Annotated in this window: 14 protein-coding genes; all 14 read right to left on the bottom strand. The window is 34.9% G+C overall.

The window, feature by feature from the left end; all coding sequences use genetic code 11:
• Window positions 1-153: 153 nt before the first annotated feature.
• Complete coding sequence (locus tag Hs30E_RS04910) at window positions 154-2,712, bottom strand: LTA synthase family protein (RefSeq protein WP_172208450.1); 2,559 nt, start codon at window positions 2,710-2,712, stop codon at window positions 154-156.
• On the bottom strand, window positions 2,709-3,641 hold the full coding sequence (locus tag Hs30E_RS04915; RefSeq protein WP_172208451.1) for a glycosyltransferase family 2 protein: 933 nt from the start codon (window positions 3,639-3,641) through the stop codon (window positions 2,709-2,711). Before Hs30E_RS04915 ends, Hs30E_RS04910 begins: the two co-directional genes overlap by 4 nt.
• Window positions 3,638-4,951 (bottom strand): DUF6056 family protein, encoded by a 1,314-nt coding sequence (locus Hs30E_RS04920; protein WP_172208453.1) that lies wholly within the window; start codon window positions 4,949-4,951, stop codon window positions 3,638-3,640. Before Hs30E_RS04920 ends, Hs30E_RS04915 begins: the two co-directional genes overlap by 4 nt.
• Entirely contained in the window at window positions 4,948-6,009 is a 1,062-nt protein-coding gene (locus Hs30E_RS04925) for an acyltransferase family protein (protein ID WP_172208455.1), read from the bottom strand. Before Hs30E_RS04925 ends, Hs30E_RS04920 begins: the two co-directional genes overlap by 4 nt.
• 8 nt (window positions 6,010-6,017) lie before the next feature.
• Window positions 6,018-6,848 (bottom strand): NAD-dependent epimerase/dehydratase family protein, encoded by an 831-nt coding sequence (locus Hs30E_RS04930; RefSeq protein ID WP_172208457.1) that lies wholly within the window; start codon window positions 6,846-6,848, stop codon window positions 6,018-6,020.
• Window positions 6,845-8,506: a glycosyltransferase family 2 protein gene (locus tag Hs30E_RS04935; RefSeq protein ID WP_172208459.1), complete on the bottom strand. Its 1,662-nt coding sequence runs from the start codon at window positions 8,504-8,506 to the stop codon at window positions 6,845-6,847. The genes Hs30E_RS04930 and Hs30E_RS04935 overlap by 4 nt, the downstream gene beginning before the upstream one ends.
• Before the next feature lie 13 nt (window positions 8,507-8,519).
• A complete protein-coding gene (locus Hs30E_RS04940) occupies window positions 8,520-10,400 on the bottom strand; it encodes a rhamnan synthesis F family protein (protein ID WP_172208461.1) in 1,881 nt (626 codons plus the stop codon).
• Window positions 10,401-10,414: 14 nt separating this feature from the next.
• Complete coding sequence (locus Hs30E_RS04945; RefSeq protein WP_172208463.1) at window positions 10,415-11,854, bottom strand: glycosyltransferase family 4 protein; 1,440 nt, start codon at window positions 11,852-11,854, stop codon at window positions 10,415-10,417.
• Window positions 11,855-11,891: 37 nt separating this feature from the next.
• Window positions 11,892-13,118 carry an ABC transporter ATP-binding protein gene (locus Hs30E_RS04950; protein WP_172208465.1) on the bottom strand — a complete coding sequence of 409 codons (1,227 nt, stop codon included), beginning with the start codon at window positions 13,116-13,118 and terminating at the stop codon, window positions 11,892-11,894.
• A gap of 3 nt (window positions 13,119-13,121) precedes the next feature.
• Window positions 13,122-13,913, bottom strand: a complete 792-nt coding sequence (locus Hs30E_RS04955; protein WP_172208467.1) for an ABC transporter permease — start codon at window positions 13,911-13,913, stop codon at window positions 13,122-13,124.
• Window positions 13,914-13,946: 33 nt separating this feature from the next.
• Window positions 13,947-14,897 carry a glycosyltransferase family 2 protein gene (locus Hs30E_RS04960; protein ID WP_172208469.1) on the bottom strand — a complete coding sequence of 317 codons (951 nt, stop codon included), beginning with the start codon at window positions 14,895-14,897 and terminating at the stop codon, window positions 13,947-13,949.
• The gene (gene cps2T / locus Hs30E_RS04965; protein ID WP_172208471.1) at window positions 14,887-16,032 is read right to left on the bottom strand and encodes a beta 1-4 rhamnosyltransferase Cps2T; all 1,146 of its coding nucleotides are present in this window, start codon (window positions 16,030-16,032) and stop codon (window positions 14,887-14,889) included. Before cps2T ends, Hs30E_RS04960 begins: the two co-directional genes overlap by 11 nt.
• Before the next feature lie 372 nt (window positions 16,033-16,404).
• Complete coding sequence (gene rfbD / locus Hs30E_RS04970; protein ID WP_172208473.1) at window positions 16,405-17,262, bottom strand: dTDP-4-dehydrorhamnose reductase; 858 nt, start codon at window positions 17,260-17,262, stop codon at window positions 16,405-16,407.
• Window positions 17,259-18,302 carry a dTDP-glucose 4,6-dehydratase gene (gene rfbB, locus Hs30E_RS04975; protein ID WP_172208475.1) on the bottom strand — a complete coding sequence of 348 codons (1,044 nt, stop codon included), beginning with the start codon at window positions 18,300-18,302 and terminating at the stop codon, window positions 17,259-17,261. The genes rfbD and rfbB overlap by 4 nt, the downstream gene beginning before the upstream one ends.
• Window positions 18,303-18,355: the final 53 nt, after the last annotated feature.

Here is an 18,355-nt window from a genome sequence, read left to right on the forward strand (position 1 = left end):
AAGCTGAAAATTCAGCCTAAATCATAACTCAATAATATCAAAAATGGAATCTAAAAGCAAATTTTGCTTTAGCAAAATGTAACTCATGTTTAGACTTTTTTTGGGACATTTTCAATTTCGCTTGACACACCAAATTACTGTGTATTCTCACAATTATTTTACAAATTCCTCAAAAAAGTTTTTATCTTTAGATAAATATTGTTTACCATTTGTCAAATCATACTGAATCAATTTATAATCTTTCAAAAGTTGTTTTTGCTCTTTTGAAAATTGGTACTTGCTTTCAGCCGTAACTTTTTGATTATCCTCAATAACATCCGACATTTCTATTGCTGGAACTTTATTCAAAAGCTCTGTTTCAAAAGCATAGTAAGGGCTGACATAAGAGTTTGTTTTCTCAAGCAGTAATGATGTAAAATTATAAGGTGCAATTACCTCTTTTTTAACCATCTCAGTCTGATAATTACTCCAGATGAAATAATCAGTCAAATGACTCTTATTCATCGTAAAATTTTTAACAAATTCCTTATTTCCTTGATATATCCCAGGTAAATGATCGCCCCAAAACACAACGGCAATTTTCTTATTCAACTGTTCAAGTTGAGCAAGAAAATTTTGAGTTGCTGTATCTGTAATCATAATGCCTTGCGTATACGTCTGGAGTTGAGTCAAAGTATCATCAGATAAGGTTGAGTTTTTAACTGAAATATCTGGTTCATCGTAATTTCCCTCGTTGTAAGGCATATGATTTTGTAAAGTAATGAGATGAAAAAATTGATTACCCTCATCCATATTTCTAAGTGCTTCATCGTAGACTCCTTCATCTGACATATACAATTGCTGACCCACAATTTTTCGATATTGCCCAGAAATCTGTTCATCAGTACCATCAGCGATAAAGCGTATTCCCATTTTTTCAAATACATTTTTTCTATTATAACCATTTGCTTCAAACGGATGTATTGCCATCTTATTCTCAAACAGATTACTAATAGTTGGTATATACGTCATTTTAGGAATAACAGTCACATATGGATATTTTCCTGCTGAAGTAAAATTATTGAGCGATAAACTTGTCAAGGTCTCAAACTCCATATTAGCTGTTCCACCACCTAGACCTGAACTAAACATGTACCCCCCGTCATTCTCAACCAACGAACGAATATTAGGAATCGGATCAACAGAGAAAGTTCCCCCTTCAATTCTAGTTGGATCAGAGAAAGATTCACTCAAAATATAAATAACTGTCGTGTCAGAAATATCTTGTTGTCGTGTTGCATTGATTGTTTTTGCTAATTTCGTATACTTATCTTTAATTTCTTTCATCTTAACTTCAGAATACCCCTCTGGTTTCAGAGCTACTCGACTATCCATTTCTCGCAACCAAATGTATGGAAGAGAAAATCGGATAGCAATACTTCTCTCACCTATAAACATATTCGTATCAATAGCATCTTTTCGAATAACAGGCAACGGTATTCTTTTTGAAACTTCTAACTGATTGACATTATAATTAACGATTAGTAATAGACTCGCCGATAAAGTTATACCCCAAAAACGGCTAAAATGGTGCTTAAAAATAGCAGTTTTATAAACTTTTCTTACAGCAAAAATGGTCATCGCAATAATCAAAATCAACAAAACAACTGCAATAAAAATAAGTTTAGAATCAACAAATCCAGTCAATTCCTTAATATTTTTAAGCCAAACTAAATCCGTCGCAAAAATTGGCTCACTTCGATACTTGTATTTTAAATCACTTCCCACAGTTAAAGCTGTAAACAAGGTAACAATTAGAGCGGTTGCAACTACAAAGCGATTAATTAAAGCATAAATCAAAAAGAATAATTGAAACAAGACAAACCAACCGATATATTGACCGATAGCAATCAGCTTCCACGTGTCATCTATCCCAACTGTATATTGCAAAGTCATCTCAAAAATAAGCGCCAAGAAAGCCGATGTTGTAAAAGCTAAATAAAAACTAGATTTATTTAAAGTTAAATCACATACCCCATTATAAAAAATCCAAGCTAAAGCATAAATAAACATTAAAGCAAGCAAAGTTTGCCATAAATATCTAACGTTTTTATTAATTAGAAGATATACATCTCCTGTATGAGCAGTCAAATAATTTAGAAAATAAGGATTTAAGGCAACTAAAATAAATGGTAAATTAGTCCAAATTAATTTACCATTTATTTTAACTTTAGAGGTATAATTCTTTACATTTAATTTTGGTAAAACAAGAATATTTAGTACCAAAGCAAGAATAAAGCTAATTACAAAAAGCTTAATCAATGGATAATGAGTCTCAAAGGAAGCTAATGAATCTCTTATATAATCAAAATTAAAATAAGAGATTTCAAAAATCGATAGTTGCTGTGTCGTAACAATTATAATATTAACAGCCTGATAAGCAAATAATACAACGAAAGTTTTCATTAAAACACGCCACAATTTTTCTCTTTTTATTATCAGAATAATTGATAGTGTAAACACAACCAAACTAGAAATATTTGCTAGCAAATTAAAAACTATAAATACAATTTCTGTCATATGAGAGATCTCATTTAGATCGACTACTTTAAAATTAACTTTGCCAAAAACAGCAGTTATTGACAGGATAACAAAAACTACCGATTGCCAATATTTACCACATCTTTTTTTAAACTCAACATTCATTTTTAAATTTTCTTTTCTACCTATCATTTCTCATTTATATTATCTTCTTTGATAATATAATTTGGTCGCTTTTTAACTTCTAAAAAAATTTTTCCGATATATTTACCGACTATTCCCAAACAAAATAGTTGCAAACCTCCCAGAAAAAGAATAATACAAACCAGTGAAGGCCAGCCAGGAACTGGATTTTGACTTATCAAATTACTCAAGAAAAAGTAAATCATGGCAAGAACCGAAAGAATACAACTCAGAATACCGATAAATGTTGCAATATTAAGAGGTGCTTCAGAAAAATTAATAATCCCTTCAAGTGAATATTTAAATAATGACCAAAAATTCCAAGTTGTCTTACCCGCTGAACGCTCACGATTTTCATAGGAGATATAATAGGTATCAAAACCAACCCAAGAAAACAAACCTTTCGAAAAACGATTGACTTCATTTAAATTTAAAATAGCATCAAGAACTTGCCGTGTCATCAAACGAAAATCTCTTGCACCATCAACCATTTTAACATCCGAAATACTATTAACGAGCTTATAAAAACTTTTAGCAAAGAAAGAACGAATAACTGGTTCTCCCACACGATTAGAACGTCTTGTGCCAACAATATCATAACCTTCTTGAAGTTTTTGATACATTTCTGGTAATAAATCTGGCGGATCTTGTAAATCAACATCCATTACTGTTATAAAATCTCCTGTTGCTGCTCGAAGACCAGCTATAAGCGCTGCTTCTTTACCAAAATTACGCGAAAAAGACAGATACTTGACGTTTTTTTTGGAAGTTGCTACATTTTTCAGCACATTTAAAGTCTTATCTTTCGAGCCATCATTGATAAAGAGGTATTCAAATTGAAGCACCATATTAGCTTCAATTGTTTCCATTTCTTTTATAAAAAGCTCAATTGTTTCTTGTTCATTATAACAAGGAATAACAATGGATAATTTCTTCATTTTATGGTCACTTCCTCAGGTATTTTGTAATAAATTTTATAGGCGTTTATCCAAGGTGAGGCTATTACTGGACCATAGGCATCATTATAATAATAAACATGATACTCGGGCCTCATCCCTGAATAATCTATATCCATTTTTTGAGTGATTGCTTTTTCATTGGCTTCATTGAGCCTAACATTCCATTTCGACATATCAACAAAAAAGAAAGTTGGAAAGATTAAGCTACACACAAAGATAAAACCAACGAAACAATTTAAAAATTTTTGATTTAAAACTTCTTTTTCAATAAAATTATACAAGATAAGCCCACTAAGAATTAAAACAATAATGCTAGGAAAAAAAACGCGATCATTTATCATGCTTGGACTCAAAATAATAAATTGATAGGTTGGACAAAGAAAAATTAAGATAACTTGTATGATTGTCAATTGATATAGAAATCGCTCTTTTTTATCAGTTAATTTAAGCAAAACTGTTATCAGAAAAACAAAGAATAAAGATGAGATAAACATAAAGAGAAAAGTATTATTATGGAATAAATCATTTATGATAATTAAATGAACATTTTTGGCATTTTGAATCAATTCACCAATAGAATTAAATGAATTCATACTATATCCGTCTTTATTAGTAAAGCGTTCAGAGTGCAACATCATAATCACAAAAGAGAGCATTGATGTCACAATAGCTAAAATGCTATAAAGCCTGTTTTTCCTTTCAAATATCAAATTTAAAATGAATTCTGTCCCTAAATAAAAAATCATAGTTGTTGATAAATTTTCCAAGAAAAATCCTGATGCAAAAATACAGGTCAAAGAAATAATTTTTAAAGTAATAGCTATTCGCTTACTGTAAGTCTGTTTTTTTAATCTTTGATTAATCAAGACAACAGGTAATACAAAAACGAAAGGTAAAGTATAATTTACAAAACCAGCTGTCCAAATAAAAGATTCGTAAATAATTCTCATACTAGTCAATAAAAACAAAGTGTTAAAGATGACTATTCTTGCAAGACTTATTTTTCCACTGATAAGGCAAACCATAAGACAAATAAAGGTCAAAACGGCACCTTTGAATAAACCGTTCAAGATTTGATTATGTGAACTTGCTAAAATTATCTCAAAGGAATTACCGATAAAACGACCACCATAATTTATTGTCGCTGGTACTAATTTATACATTCCCCATCCCCAATCATCCAGATAAAAAGGGCTTTGAGCTGAAACAAGCGACCATAGGCCAAACATCACAACACTAGCAAATATCGTATTTTGGGTGCTACTTCGTTTACTCATTCTAGTTTTCATGGTTTTCTCCCTACATAATCCTTACCATTATTCAAAAATTTCTTCCCCATATTAGTCAGTCTTAACAAACTCCAACTAAAAAAGAAAACAACAGGTAATATTATTAAAAATAACAGGTAACTTTCTTTTACACTAATTGCTTGAATATCAAAATGATTGACCATTTTATTGGTAATAAAGTGGTGTATCAAGAAAATTGGATAAGAATATTTACTAATAACATCAACAACGTTTCTTATTATCACATATTCAAATAATGGTGACAAAACTAAAACAAGGATAAAAACAGCCAAACTGATATAAAACATCTGAATTTTTTCTGGAATTACCTCAGGTTTTAAAACAGCATTCAAAATCAAAATCGCTATACTTGGTAAAACAAATAACTTATTTTTAAAGAAAGAAAGATATTTTTGAAGTAACATCCCTAGCACAAAAATCGGTACAAAACCAATCGTCAATTGAAGAATGCGCCATGCTTTATTATCTGCTAAAATAGATAGATTAAAAACGACTAGTAAGAAAATAGAGAAGAATATTGCAATAATTTCATTTTCAGAAACTAACTTCTTTAACAGCGGAAATAAAAAATAAATAATAATAATCATGCCAATGAACCATTCGCCCACTAACATAAAATTTTGCACACCTACCGTTGCCAAAAGAGAATCAAAGCCAAATAACGTGCTAATAAAATATTTTACAGATACGTTATTTGTTGAGAATCCTCTATTTTGCCAAAAGTTAAAGAGAAAAGCACCCAGGTAAGCAATGTAAAACATCGGCAAAATCGAAATTAACCTTTTCTTGACAAAAGAAAAATAAGCCGTCTTTTTATTACCATAAACATACCACATAGCTGCTCCAGATATGAGCATAAATAGCCCAACTCCTAAATCTCCTAAATAGATCCCAAAAGGAAATTCAGTTAGAACAATCTTGTTAAATTGGGCTGCTCCATTGTAACCAATGAAATTAGCGTTATAATGTGTTAAGACAACCATCATAACAGCTATCGCTCTGATAAAATCCAGATAGAACAATCTTTCTTTTTCCATATCATCCTCTAATTATCCATCATTATTTTTTCAATCCTACTCGCATCCCCCCAAACCCCAGGACTATCATAAGGTCTATCTGGAAATGCGCCGTATTCTAATTTTATATCCCAGTTGTGTTCTTTGATATACCATTCAATTTGATCTGCAAGCGATTTGGGTTTACCTGTTGAAACATTGATAATTCCAGTAATTTTATCCTGAGTTGCTGCTGCAATAATCATCTTACCAAGTTCTTGGACGGAGATAAAATCGAACTTATTTTTACCTGTCGTGAATGGGAAAGTCTTCTTACCCTCGTCAGCCGCAAGCGTTAATTTCGCAAAAATTGAGCTACCAACGCGATCATCTCCAAAAATATAATAGGCACGTAACCAATAAAGATTGAAATTCAGTTCATCAGCAGCTAACATCAAAGACTGACGCATAGCATTTTTAGCAACACCGTATTGCGACAAGGGATTACAAGGAGTATTTTCATCAATTGCACCTTCGTGATAACCAACTTCGTGCATGCTACCCATAATAGCAACATTTTTGCCACCATGTTTGACAAAATTTCGGATAAAAGCAATATGAGCAGAAAGATTTTTCATATGTTGCTCAGAATTATGGATGAAACCGTCTCGCCATGCCAGATGAATCAAAACATCTGGTTCATTCATTTCTTGATAAACATCTTTTTGAGAATTAAAAATGTTCAGCTCAACTCTTTTAGCTTCGCTTGGCACATTTTTAAAGTTAAAATCAATCGCATAAACATCATGACCAGCAGCAATAGCTGCATTAACAACATGACGACCAATATAGCCGTTAGCACCTGTTATAGCTATTTTCATATTTTTTCACCTCGTTTATAATTCTGTTCGATTGCCAAAAAATTTGAGTTGACAGTCGTATCATGGAAATTTTCAAATTCTTTATAAATACCTAAAGATTTAGAGATTGATGACTGACTGTTGTTTTTAACCTGAACATCACTAACAAAAACATTGTAAAATTTTCCTTGACTCACTTTAATTGATTCGGCAATTATATCAGTATTCATCTCAAATAATGCTTTTGAAGTCATATAACAATTCGGATTAACCCCTGTCACATAATGATGGGTTGTCAGATGAATATGTTCTGTTAAAGTTCTGTGTCCTAACATATTAAAACCATTTAGTAAATTGAGTACTTCACCATTTTTAGAAATTGCAAGCCCAACACTTTCAACAATATGAGGTTCCCGTCCAACAATTCTTGGCATAACGTAGGAAATATCATCTCTTTGTGCTTGTCCAAGTAATTTTTCAAGCCAATCAAAAGTTAAAATTTCAAAATTGGGGTTAATAGCAATGATATAATCACCATTTATATCATCTACTACATTATCGTGTCTTTTCTTGTACTTATCAGCAATTTCACTAGCATTTGACACAACAACTTCAAAATTAAAATAAGAAGTTTTGATGAAAATCGAATTTAATAAATTTTCTAAATCTCCTGTCGCATCTGACCCATTAATTACAATACTGACAAGTGGATTGCCGATAACTGGATATTGGAAAAGCCATTGCCCTAAAGCCTCATAATTTTCATAAACTTTGGTACTAAACTGTTCCCGATTTTTAAGATCTTTTCGCAATAAATTACGCTGCGCTTCTGGTACATAAGGCTTAGCACCAGTCGCCATTGCCGTTGAAGCGCTATGAACTCGCCACGAATAAATTACTTTATCAATATGAAAAATTTCATGTGACGCCAACATGTTAGTCAAACGCATCACAAATTCCCAGTCTTGAGCGCCATTATATTTGGCATCTTCACCACCCAATTCTGTCCAAAGTTCTTTTTTAAAGAGAACAAAATGCGTGATAATATTCATACAACGTAGAAAATCAAAATTGAAATCAGGTTTAAGATACGCATCAAAATGCCGATTGCCAAGCTCATCAATCTTGTCCTCATCAGAATATAAAAATTTAATTTCTGGCTGCTGATTAATTACCTTAACATTTTCATATAAAGCATTCGGATAAAGATAATCATCATGATCAAACAAAGCAACATAGTCACCTTTTGCTAATTTAAAACCTTCATTTGTCGCACCAGCAATATGACGATTTTCAAGCAAGAAAATATGTTTTATTCGCACATCTTGAGTAACATGATTAAAAATGCTTTCTTTCACAGCTTGATCTGGCGAACAGTCATCAATAATAATCAATTCCCAGTTAGTATAAACCTGCGCTTGAACCGACCGAATCGCCTCATTGAGCATTTTTAAATCCGTATTATAAGTCGGCATAATAACAGAAATCAACGGTCTAATCGCAAATTGCTCACTCTCTCTTGCCATACGTTCAAGCTCTGCACTAGACGGCATCATCTTAACTAGTAAATCATCTTGCCAACTTACCATTAGATTAACTGACTGCGTACATCTCAACCTCGCATATTGTTTTCTCACAAAAGGAATTTGACCCAATTTTTGTTTCAATCTTTTTTTCATTGCTTATCCTTGCTTACCTGCGTTTTAATTTTCTCACGGTAAAACGCTTCACACGCGACAGAAAATATCTCACTTTGCTTGCTCTAACAGCCTGTTTATTATTATTAGCAATCGTTGTCAATAAATTTATTGCCTCTAATTTTCCAGCTAAAGTCCCTTGCAAATCAAATTCTGGAAATACAGCAAGTTGCTTGGTCAATTGTCTCAAATAGAATTTAAGATTCAAATACTCTACTGCCGCATATCGATCAGTCATGATTGTTTTCGTGTAAAAATTAGCATCCTGTGCAATAAATGGATATGAACGTTCAATTGCATGAGAAATTGTCCCGTCCACTGGTAACGGCTCTTCTGGAAAGTCTGCATACTGCCATTCAACATCAAAAAGTTTCTTCATTGCCGCAGGTCTAAACCAAAAAACTGACCCTAATGGTGCAACAACTTGGTGTTCACCGTCTATTGGCACGTTAACACCTAGTTTTGACAGAAGATTTTTCGTATTTTCGACATTGTTAGGGTCTGGTGTCCATTCTTTTTGGACCGTCCAAAAAAAATCGCCATGATTAGGTTCAGGTGCAACTGCCAACCCTAACTGTTTATCTTGCTCAAATAAACTAATAACGTTAGATACATATGCTTTTGTACCATAAATATTCTCATTACACTTATGCGCAAAGCTATAACCAACGGTTTGATTGCCAAGTTGTGTCGTTTTCTTATCATGTGCATAACAGATTAGATCATATTCACAGCTTGCAACAATTTCCCTCATACCAACTAGCAATGCCGAAACATCACGTCCTCTATTATTAACTCTGATTACTTTGACCTTATTTGATAAAGTAGCAAACTTTTTTCTGAGTTTTACAACTAATTCTTCCTTGCTTGTTGTGATATATATATCAACATTTTCAGGCATATTCGCCGCATAAGCATAATAATCATCTAACAAATCTTCAAAATACAAATGCAAGATAAAAGCAACTTTTAACTCAATTTTTACAGACTGTGCATAATCTGCTGGCATAATTGCAACATTTGCCATATTCTTATAAATATCATAATAATGATAATTCGGCAAAACTGCTGACGCAATCAATTCAAAAGGATAGTCTGTCTGATTCTTAATAAACTCAAACAACTCTGGATTTTGTTCACCGTTTCCTTGCTCAACGTATTGCTGTAAGTCATTAAACGTTGCACGCTTTTTAAAAATCGGACATCTGAGATGTTTTACCATAAGATGTGGAATATAATAAATTGGCGCAACAGTTTGAGGATAAAAATCAGTCGTATCAACAGAAACTGTCCATTGATACCCTAAATCAGCAAAATAACGTGTAAAAACCGTTTCGTGCCGTCCCACACTCATATCATAAGACGTAATTTCCGGCATATCTGACCAGTATTTGCGCCAATCATCCGTATTAAACAAAGACGAGCGAATGGCAATCCAATGAGATTGAATATGTTCAGGATAATAGCCGTAATAAGCTGTTTCTAACAAATGAGGAGGCAACTGCATTTCTCCCATTTTTGAAATACCCCAAAAATTGATTTCTGACATCGCATCCATTTTTTCAAATGTTTCGCTAAATGGATACAAAGGTCCCATAATCGTGTTATTGAGCAAAATCAATTCATCATAATCTGAAAGGGAGCTACCAATATGAGTAATTGCTTCCTTATATGCCCCAACATCAAGACCATAGTTCTCACGTTCTAAAACCTCGCCATATTTTAACAACTTTTTCTTATTTTCTTCGTCTAAGCTACCATTGACAACTGTAATAATTTTGTACACATTTTTTTTGAAATCTGCCAAAAAATAAGTAACATAATCGTGAACTATCCCCTGTTTATCATAAAAAAAGTAGACTGCTATTCTTTTCATCTTTTTTCCTTAACTTATAATATGCCAAGCTTTCGCCCTATTTTATACCACTTATTACGCTCGATTTTAGTCAATTTTTCTTGTTGTGCTTCAATCATAGCTAAACGTTCCGTTAAAAGGTTATCCTTTTCTACAATTAAAGTTAGACGTTCTTCTAAAAGTTTATCTTTTCCTTCAATCAAAGCTAGACGTTCTTCTAAAACACCACTTTGCTCATTGATTATCGCTAAACGCTCCTCTAACGTAAAACGATTCGATTCAATAAGCTGCATTCTCACATCTAATTCATTACTTGTTGCAATAGCTTGTTGTCTGAAATAACGCAATTCCCGACGTGGATTACTATCATATTTTTCAATCGCAGAAAGCAAATTTTTCGTTATTTTTTCAATAGATTGCTCAGACAAAACTTTTTTTTGTAAAGTAAGCGCCCATTGCTTAGCTTTAGCAAAATCATTTAACTTAGCTGAAATTTTAGCAACTGCCTCTTCTATATTACCCAATTCGTAAATATCATCATCAGAAAGATAACCTAGTTTTTCCATTGATTCAGTCGCATAATTATTAGCAACTACCGTTACAATACCTAATTTTAAGCATTCAATCATGGTCAAACCAAAAGTTTCCATTGCTGAAGTATTAACAAAAATATCCATTGTATTAACATTTCGCCAGTTGGATTCATAATCATTTAAAAAAGTTACATTTTGTATGTGATGATTTGATATATATTCTTTTAATTTTTCATAATATTCTTCATTAACGATGGCTCCCGTTACAACTAGTTCTAACTTTGGAAACTGCTTTTGCAAACGTCCATAAATTTCAATTAATTCTTGCGTATTTTTCCGTTCACCATTTACCGTATTAACAGAAACTAATCGAGTTGGGCTGTTATTCTCCCCAATTGTAACAGTTGAGACATCTGTAAACGGGTTAAAATAACTAATTGGCGTTTTACTTGATAGTTTCGTAATATTTTCAGCCAATACATCACTCGCAGCTAAAATTTCATTTGAAAACGAACCAATAAAATCATACTTTTCTTGTGTATAGGCAAACTCGCCCTCTGGAAACTCATGCACGAGCCATAGATGAGGCACATTACAAAGTGCCGCAGCTATGGCTAACTGTGGAATATTGGCTGTGTTCGTTATCGCAGTGTCAATCTTTTCTTTGGTAAGTATTGATACAATGCTAGTAATAGCTTTAGTGTTTCTTACTGCATCTCCATCATTTTTTAAATTGCTATCATACCACCAAGTGTAGTCAAGTAAATGATGTTTGATGTCATTTTGCCTTAGAAACACATCGAACTCTACTGTATTCACAACAGCCGTAATCAAGTGAATATCATAACCCAAACGACTTAAATAGGTCATTTGATGGTTCATTGCAATATCAGCACCATTTTCACTGCCTCCCAAAGGAGACAAGAATAGAATTTTTTTCATATCATCAGCTCTATATTCCTACTTAATCTAACAAATTTCAACTAAATCTCCCTTGCTCTTTCAACAAAGGACCAAAAACACCATTGTCATCTCGAACAAAGAAATCAAGCCCTCTATCAACGCCAATAAAAGCGATTGGCGAATAATCACCTCTCATACTTGTACCTGTAAAAACTGTCGCAACTATCTTAAAATCACGATTATTAAAAGAATTTAGAGGTAAAGTATAGGTTTTCTCAACAATTCCTGCAACTTGTGTCCAAGGTATGAAAATTTCTTGTGCAACACAACCGTCGTCAATGATTGAAAACGCACCACCACTTGACAAATCAATAATTGAAAAGCCCACACCACTTGGCACATCTTCTCGAATATCATAGCTTATTTTAAAAGAAAGCTCATCAGCTGACGATAAAACTTCTTTTGAAAGCAACTCCAATTCAAAAGTTGGTACTTTCTCATTACAACCAGTTTTATATTTAGGATTTTTCTTATGCAAATCTTCTTCTGATGTATCAACTTTTTCAAAATTAGCATTTGTATAGACAGCAGCAACTTCTGCTGGTTCACCACTAGCAATTACTTCACCTTCTTTAATCATAATCGCTTTATTACAATATTTCCGCACAGAACTCATATCGTGCGTGACCAAGATAATTGTTTTACCTTCTTTTTTAGCTTGCAAGAAATATTCATTACATTTTCTTTGAAAAGCTTCATCACCAACAGCCAAAATTTCATCTAAAACTAAAATATCTGATTTTGCCTGAATCGCAACTGAAAAAGCTAATCGAACTTGCATGCCTGAAGAATAATTTTTGAGCTTTTGGTTCATAAAATCATGGAGTTCAGCAAAATCAACAATCTCATCATACATCTCGTCAACTTCTTCCGTTGAGAAACCTAGTAATGCACCATTAAGATAGACGTTTTCTATTCCTGTCAGCTCTGGATTAAATCCCACACCAAGCTCAATAAATGAGACCAAGCGACCGTCAATTTCGACCTTCCCATGTTCAGGAACGTAGATTTCCGAAATAATTTTTAGTAATGTTGACTTCCCGCTACCATTTCGTCCAACAATACCAAAAAAATCACCTTTTTCAACCTCAAAAGAAATGTCTTTCAAGACTTCTTGTTCACGATAACCTTTGATACCTCTAAAATAGTTGACAAGAGCAGTTCTTAGGCTATTTGTGCTTTCAGTAGGTAATCGAAATGATTTTTTGACATTTTCTACCTTGACCGCAATATTATCTCTCATTTTTTAAATAATCTCCGCAAATCTTTTCGAGTTCTGATTGAAAACAACATAACCTATGATAAAAACAATAAACGGTAACACATAAGGAATAAAGGCATATTTCCAAGAAAGAAGTTGACTCACAATAACATTTTGGTCGCTAATTAGCATAAATCTAACATCTTGAATAATCTGCGCTAAAGGATTTAACATCATAACTTTTGCTGCCATGGTACTTTTTTCCATAACCATCGTTACAGGATAAATGATTGGCGTTGCATACATCCCTGCTTGCATGACTACTTCCCAGATAGGCGAAATATCTCTAAAGCGAACAAACAAAGTCGCAAGTAAAAAAGCAATTCCTAATGAAAAGACATAAAGTTCAACAAGTAAAAACGGAGCTAAAAGCGCATATTTAGAAGCGTCTGCACCATTGATAACAGCGAACACCAACACAACTACTAAATTAATCATCAAATTGATGAGAGCATTGACAGATACTGCTACAACAACGATCTCTTTTGGAAAACTTAACTTTCTAAGTAAATCTCCTCTGGATACAATTGAAGTTAAACCCATTACCGTTGTTTCTTGAAAGAAGTTCCAGACAACCATCCCCAAAAGCAAAGCCACCTCAAAGTGAGGAACACCATCACCAAATCGTAAAAAATGGATAAAAACCATATACATGACACTAAATAACATGATTGGTTTTAAAATAGACCACAAATGCCCCATGACACTACCTTGATAACGTAATTTAAAATCAGTTTTTACCAATTCTTTCAGTAAAATCCAGTTTTTAGAGTTCATTATTTTTTCATACCTCAATTTTTCATAACTTTTTCAAGTATGTGAATTATTATTAAAAATGTTCGTTAAAATCAGTAATTTAAAAACAATCTGATGTTTAAGCTGATTTTTCGTATACTTATATTTCAATAAACGACGTACACGTTCAAAAATATTTTGTTGATCAATATCAACAAATTTTCTGATGAGTTCAATCTTTTCTATTGAAACATCATCTACCGCCTGATTCACAATTTTCAAGGCTTGTGCTTGCGAATCATGAATTAATTGCCAATATCTCATAAAAATTTTTTTCGGACCTTGATGTAAGAGTTCAAATCGTTTCCCAACAGTCCGAGCTCCCAAAACATTATTCTCATGCTGCCGATAAAGCTCACCAACTCGATCAATATAGACCAACTCGCCCGTCGCCGTTGCAAGTAGCGCCAAGTACCAATCGTGCATGATAATATCGTCTGTACTCAACCATTTTTCAGCAAGCGCATGATTGATCATCGACACGCCACCAGTCACTGTATTTTCAGTGAGTTCTGGCAGCAAGGTTGTATTGGCATGATGACTTTGGGTGCGAATCATTGATGGCGTCAGGATATTTAGATTTTGGTCAACGACTGATAAATCCATATAAACCATAAGCGGCTTCGTTTGGTCATGCTTTTGAGTTTCCTCAAGCATCGTTGCCAATTTATCAGGTAACCAAACATCATCTTGATCGCTGAAAAAATAAACATCTGCGGTTTCTGACTTGATTAGCGTGAAAAAACTTTTAATCACACCAAGATTTATACGTTCAGTTTCGTTAATAAAGTGAATGCGTGCATCATCTCTAGCAAATGCCTTGATAATCTTAAGCGTATCGTCAGTCGAGCCATCATCACGAATCAGCAACTGCCACGCTTGAAAAGTTTGATTTTGAATACTTTCAATCTGCTCAGCTAAGAATCGTTCGCCATTATAAGTCGATAGGATAATATTAACTTTCATTCAAAAATAATCCTTCGTATTGTGCCACAACATACGCCCAAGTATACTTTTTAGCAATAATTGTTCGCGCTTTTTTTGCTAAAGTAGCAACTTCTGATTTTTCAAGTTTTTCTGCTTGTGTCATCAGTTCTGACAAATTGTCCAACTGCCAAAAAAGTGCTGAATCAAGCGCAACGTTATGATTAAAATTCACATCAAAAACGAGATTTAAATCAGTTGCACTCATTGCTTCAAGTAAGCCAGGGTTGGTTCCGCCAACAGCATGCCCATGGATATAAGCAAAAGCGTTCTGGCGAATCGCAACAAGTTTAGCCTTATCATAAACCGTGCCAACAAATTTAATCCGCTTATCCGTGTCAAACCTCGTCAACCTACGTAATTTCTCGAAATATTTATTCCCCTCATAATCGGTAATAAGTACCAAATCACGCGCTGTATCCGAAGCCATAAAGTTACGAATAATCGCCTCATAGTTATTTTCAGGCACAAAACGCCCAACGACAAGATAGTAATTCTTCAACTTGACATCATGCGCCTCAAACCAAGTCATATCAACGGCCTCATCAGGTGCTACAACAACATTCGTTCCATAGGCAATGACCGTTGACCTCACATTTTCATACTCAGCTTTTAGATAATCTTCAATTCCCTGATTATCTGAAATAATCAAGTCAGCCGTCTCAGCCATTTTCTTCTCAGAATATTTGAGATACATTTGAATCGGCTTAATCCACTTGCTCCGCCGCCACTCCAAACCGTCAGGATTAACATATATCTTTCCACCAATTTTGTGAATTTTCGCTGCATAACGCACAATAAAAGCACCCAAAGTATTCCCTAAAATATAAAATATAGGTTTCTCGATCTTCGTTTTTTTAATATACTCTAAACAATAATTGATCGCATCTCGGTCATAAAAAATCACATTCGCCGACCCAAAATTTCTAGCTTTAATATCGAAAACGTCCGCCGTTTTATACGTAAAATGCCTACCACTAACGCTATCTGAGAGATTAGCAACATGGTATTTGACCCGATTTGATTTTTGATTGCTAACAAGCTCATTGACAAAAGTCTCAAACCCCCCGTACTTGGCGGGTAAGCCACGCGAGCCGATAATAAATACGTGTTGCATGTCTCACCTAATTTCTCACGATATTCTTTACTATTATAGCACATTTCAGCTAACTTGTCATATTACTGCTTTTTTACAAGCATAAATTTTAGCGCTAATCAAAATCTCGCCAAATGAATGACGAGATTTTAATATTAATACTCGATTCGCTACAAAAACGAAACGCAACTTTTGAGCTAGATTCGTCAATTCTAGCCAACGGTTAAGCGATAAAACCGCTAAGCATCCAACACCCGGGCTTGACAGTTTAATTTAAATAGCGGATAAGCTGTCTCAAACCGATGCAGTAAAACAAAACCAATACCGAACAATGCGATACAGACAATCAGTTTAACAATTCTTTTAATTTCATTGTCTTCCTCACTATCGCTTTTATATAGCGGTTTTTTCTTGTTTGTAAAATTCTTTCAGTGCCTCTTGCCAAGTCGGAATCACAAAGCCAGTCGCCTTTGCCTTTGCCAAACTCATCGTTGAGTTCAGCGGTCGTTTCGCCTTAGCTGGAAATTGACTTGACGAAACAGGCGTGATTTTAACATCCGTGTCCTTCAAAATTTCCTTAGCAAAGTCATACCACGTCACATCTTCGGCCGCCTCATTTGACAAATGATAATAGCCAAACTCTTTTTGATTTTCAGCTAAGAAAGTCATAAACTCCGCAAGCGTGCGCGTCCATGTTGGTCGACCATGTTGATCATTTACCACAGTTAAAGTTTGATGATTTTTCGCAAGATTTTGCATCGTAAAGACAAAATTCGCCCCATAATTGCCAAAAACCCAAGCCGTGCGAATCGTATAAAATTTCTTCGCATACGTTTCAACAGCCTGCTCACCAAGATATTTGGTACGACCATATTCCGTTTTCGGATCTGGCACATCAGTCACTTCCCACTCTTGCCCAACAGGCTTTTCGCCGTCAAACACATAGTCCGTTGAAAGATAAACCAAGGTCGCATCATGCGTCGCTGCCGCCTTAGCAACATTCTCCGTCCCCGTCACATTGATCGCATAGTTGAGCGCCTTTCCCTCGTCCTCAGCCTTATCAACCGCTGTATAAGCTGCGCAATGGTAAACTAAAGTCGGCTTTACCTCAGCAAACACAGCATTGACCTGACAAGCGTCCGTGATGTCAAGCTGCGCCACATCAGTAGCGACGTAGTCCTCATCACGTTCATCAAGCAAATAACGCAATTCCGTCCCCAGTTGACCATTTGCCCCAGTAATTAAAATCATTTGTTTACCACCTTTTGTGTCTCAGCATATTTCGCCTCAACCGCCGCTTTTTCAGCTTGCCACCATGAATCGTTGTCCGTGTACCATTTGATTGTCTCTTTCAAGCCAGACTCAAAATCCGTGTGTTTCGGCGCCCAACCAAGCTCAGCGCGCAGTTTTGTATTGTCAATAGCGTAACGCAAATCATGTCCCGCACGATCAGTCACACGATCATAAGCCGTCTTGTCTTGCCCCATTTCCGTGAGAATTTCTTCAAGGACTTCCTTGTTATTTTTCTCGCCGTCAGCACCGATGAGGTAAGTCTCGCCCATTTTTCCTTTTGTCAGAATCGCCCACACGCCAGATGAATGGTCTTCCGTATGGATCCAGTCACGCACATTTTTGCCATCGCCGTAAAGTTTCGGGCGAATACCTGCCAAGATATTCGTAATTTGGCGCGGAATGAACTTCTCAATATGCTGATACGGGCCATAGTTGTTTGAACAGTTGGAAATGGTTGCTTTCAACCCAAACGACCGTACCCAAGCGCGAACAATCAAATCACTCGCAGCCTTAGTCGATGAGTATGGCGAGCTAGGATTGTAAGGGGTGTGGTCAGTGAATTTCTCGCCCGCACCTTCCCCATGTCCCGGCAAATCTTCACGATAAGGCAAATCGCCGTAAACTTCGTCCGTTGACACATGGTGGAAACGCAAATCATGCTTGCGCGCCGCCTGAATCAGCGTGTAAGTACCGATAAAGTTGGTGTGAATGAACTCATCTTGCGATTTGAGCGAGTTATCATTGTGCGACTCAGCAGCATAATGGACAATCGCATCAACTTGGCTTGCAAGCTCATCAACAAGGTTCGCATCTGCAATATCGCCAACAACAAGCTCAACACGATCGCCAAGAATCTCAGCAATATTCGCTTTATTCCCCGCATAAGTCAGCTTATCAAGCACGATAATTTTCTCAATTTCTGGGTGGTTATTGTACACATAATGCACGAAATTCGAGCCGATAAAGCCCGCGCCACCTGTTACGATTATTTTTTTCATAATTTTATTACAAGCCTTTCTTTATACTTTTAATTGGGAGAAAATATAAAATA

This window comes from Pseudolactococcus hodotermopsidis, assembly GCF_011170085.1.
Taxonomy (GTDB): Bacteria; Bacillota; Bacilli; order Lactobacillales; family Streptococcaceae; genus Pseudolactococcus; species Pseudolactococcus hodotermopsidis.

Excerpts from the sequence above, each read along its gene's own strand:
- cps2T (WP_172208471.1), bottom strand. The coding sequence starts at position 16,032 with ATGCAACACGTATTTATTATCGGCTCGCGTGGCTTACCCGCCAAGTAC.
- Hs30E_RS04930 (WP_172208457.1), bottom strand. The coding sequence starts at position 6,848 with ATGAAAATAGCTATAACAGGTGCTAACGGCTATATTGGTCGTCATGTT.
- Hs30E_RS04950 (WP_172208465.1), bottom strand. The coding sequence starts at position 13,118 with ATGAGAGATAATATTGCGGTCAAGGTAGAAAATGTCAAAAAATCATTT.
- rfbB (WP_172208475.1), bottom strand. The coding sequence starts at position 18,302 with ATGAAAAAAATAATCGTAACAGGTGGCGCGGGCTTTATCGGCTCGAAT.
- Hs30E_RS04935 (WP_172208459.1), bottom strand. The coding sequence starts at position 8,506 with ATGAAAAAAAGATTGAAACAAAAATTGGGTCAAATTCCTTTTGTGAGA.
- Hs30E_RS04915 (WP_172208451.1), bottom strand. The coding sequence starts at position 3,641 with ATGAAGAAATTATCCATTGTTATTCCTTGTTATAATGAACAAGAAACA.
- Hs30E_RS04925 (WP_172208455.1), bottom strand. The coding sequence starts at position 6,009 with ATGGAAAAAGAAAGATTGTTCTATCTGGATTTTATCAGAGCGATAGCT.
- Hs30E_RS04955 (WP_172208467.1), bottom strand. The coding sequence starts at position 13,913 with ATGAACTCTAAAAACTGGATTTTACTGAAAGAATTGGTAAAAACTGAT.
- Hs30E_RS04920 (WP_172208453.1), bottom strand. The coding sequence starts at position 4,951 with ATGAAAACTAGAATGAGTAAACGAAGTAGCACCCAAAATACGATATTT.
- Hs30E_RS04960 (WP_172208469.1), bottom strand. The coding sequence starts at position 14,897 with ATGAAAGTTAATATTATCCTATCGACTTATAATGGCGAACGATTCTTA.
- Hs30E_RS04945 (WP_172208463.1), bottom strand. The coding sequence starts at position 11,854 with ATGAAAAAAATTCTATTCTTGTCTCCTTTGGGAGGCAGTGAAAATGGT.
- rfbD (WP_172208473.1), bottom strand. The coding sequence starts at position 17,262 with ATGATTTTAATTACTGGGGCAAATGGTCAACTGGGGACGGAATTGCGT.
- Hs30E_RS04940 (WP_172208461.1), bottom strand. The coding sequence starts at position 10,400 with ATGAAAAGAATAGCAGTCTACTTTTTTTATGATAAACAGGGGATAGTT.
- Hs30E_RS04910 (WP_172208450.1), bottom strand. The coding sequence starts at position 2,712 with ATGATAGGTAGAAAAGAAAATTTAAAAATGAATGTTGAGTTTAAAAAA.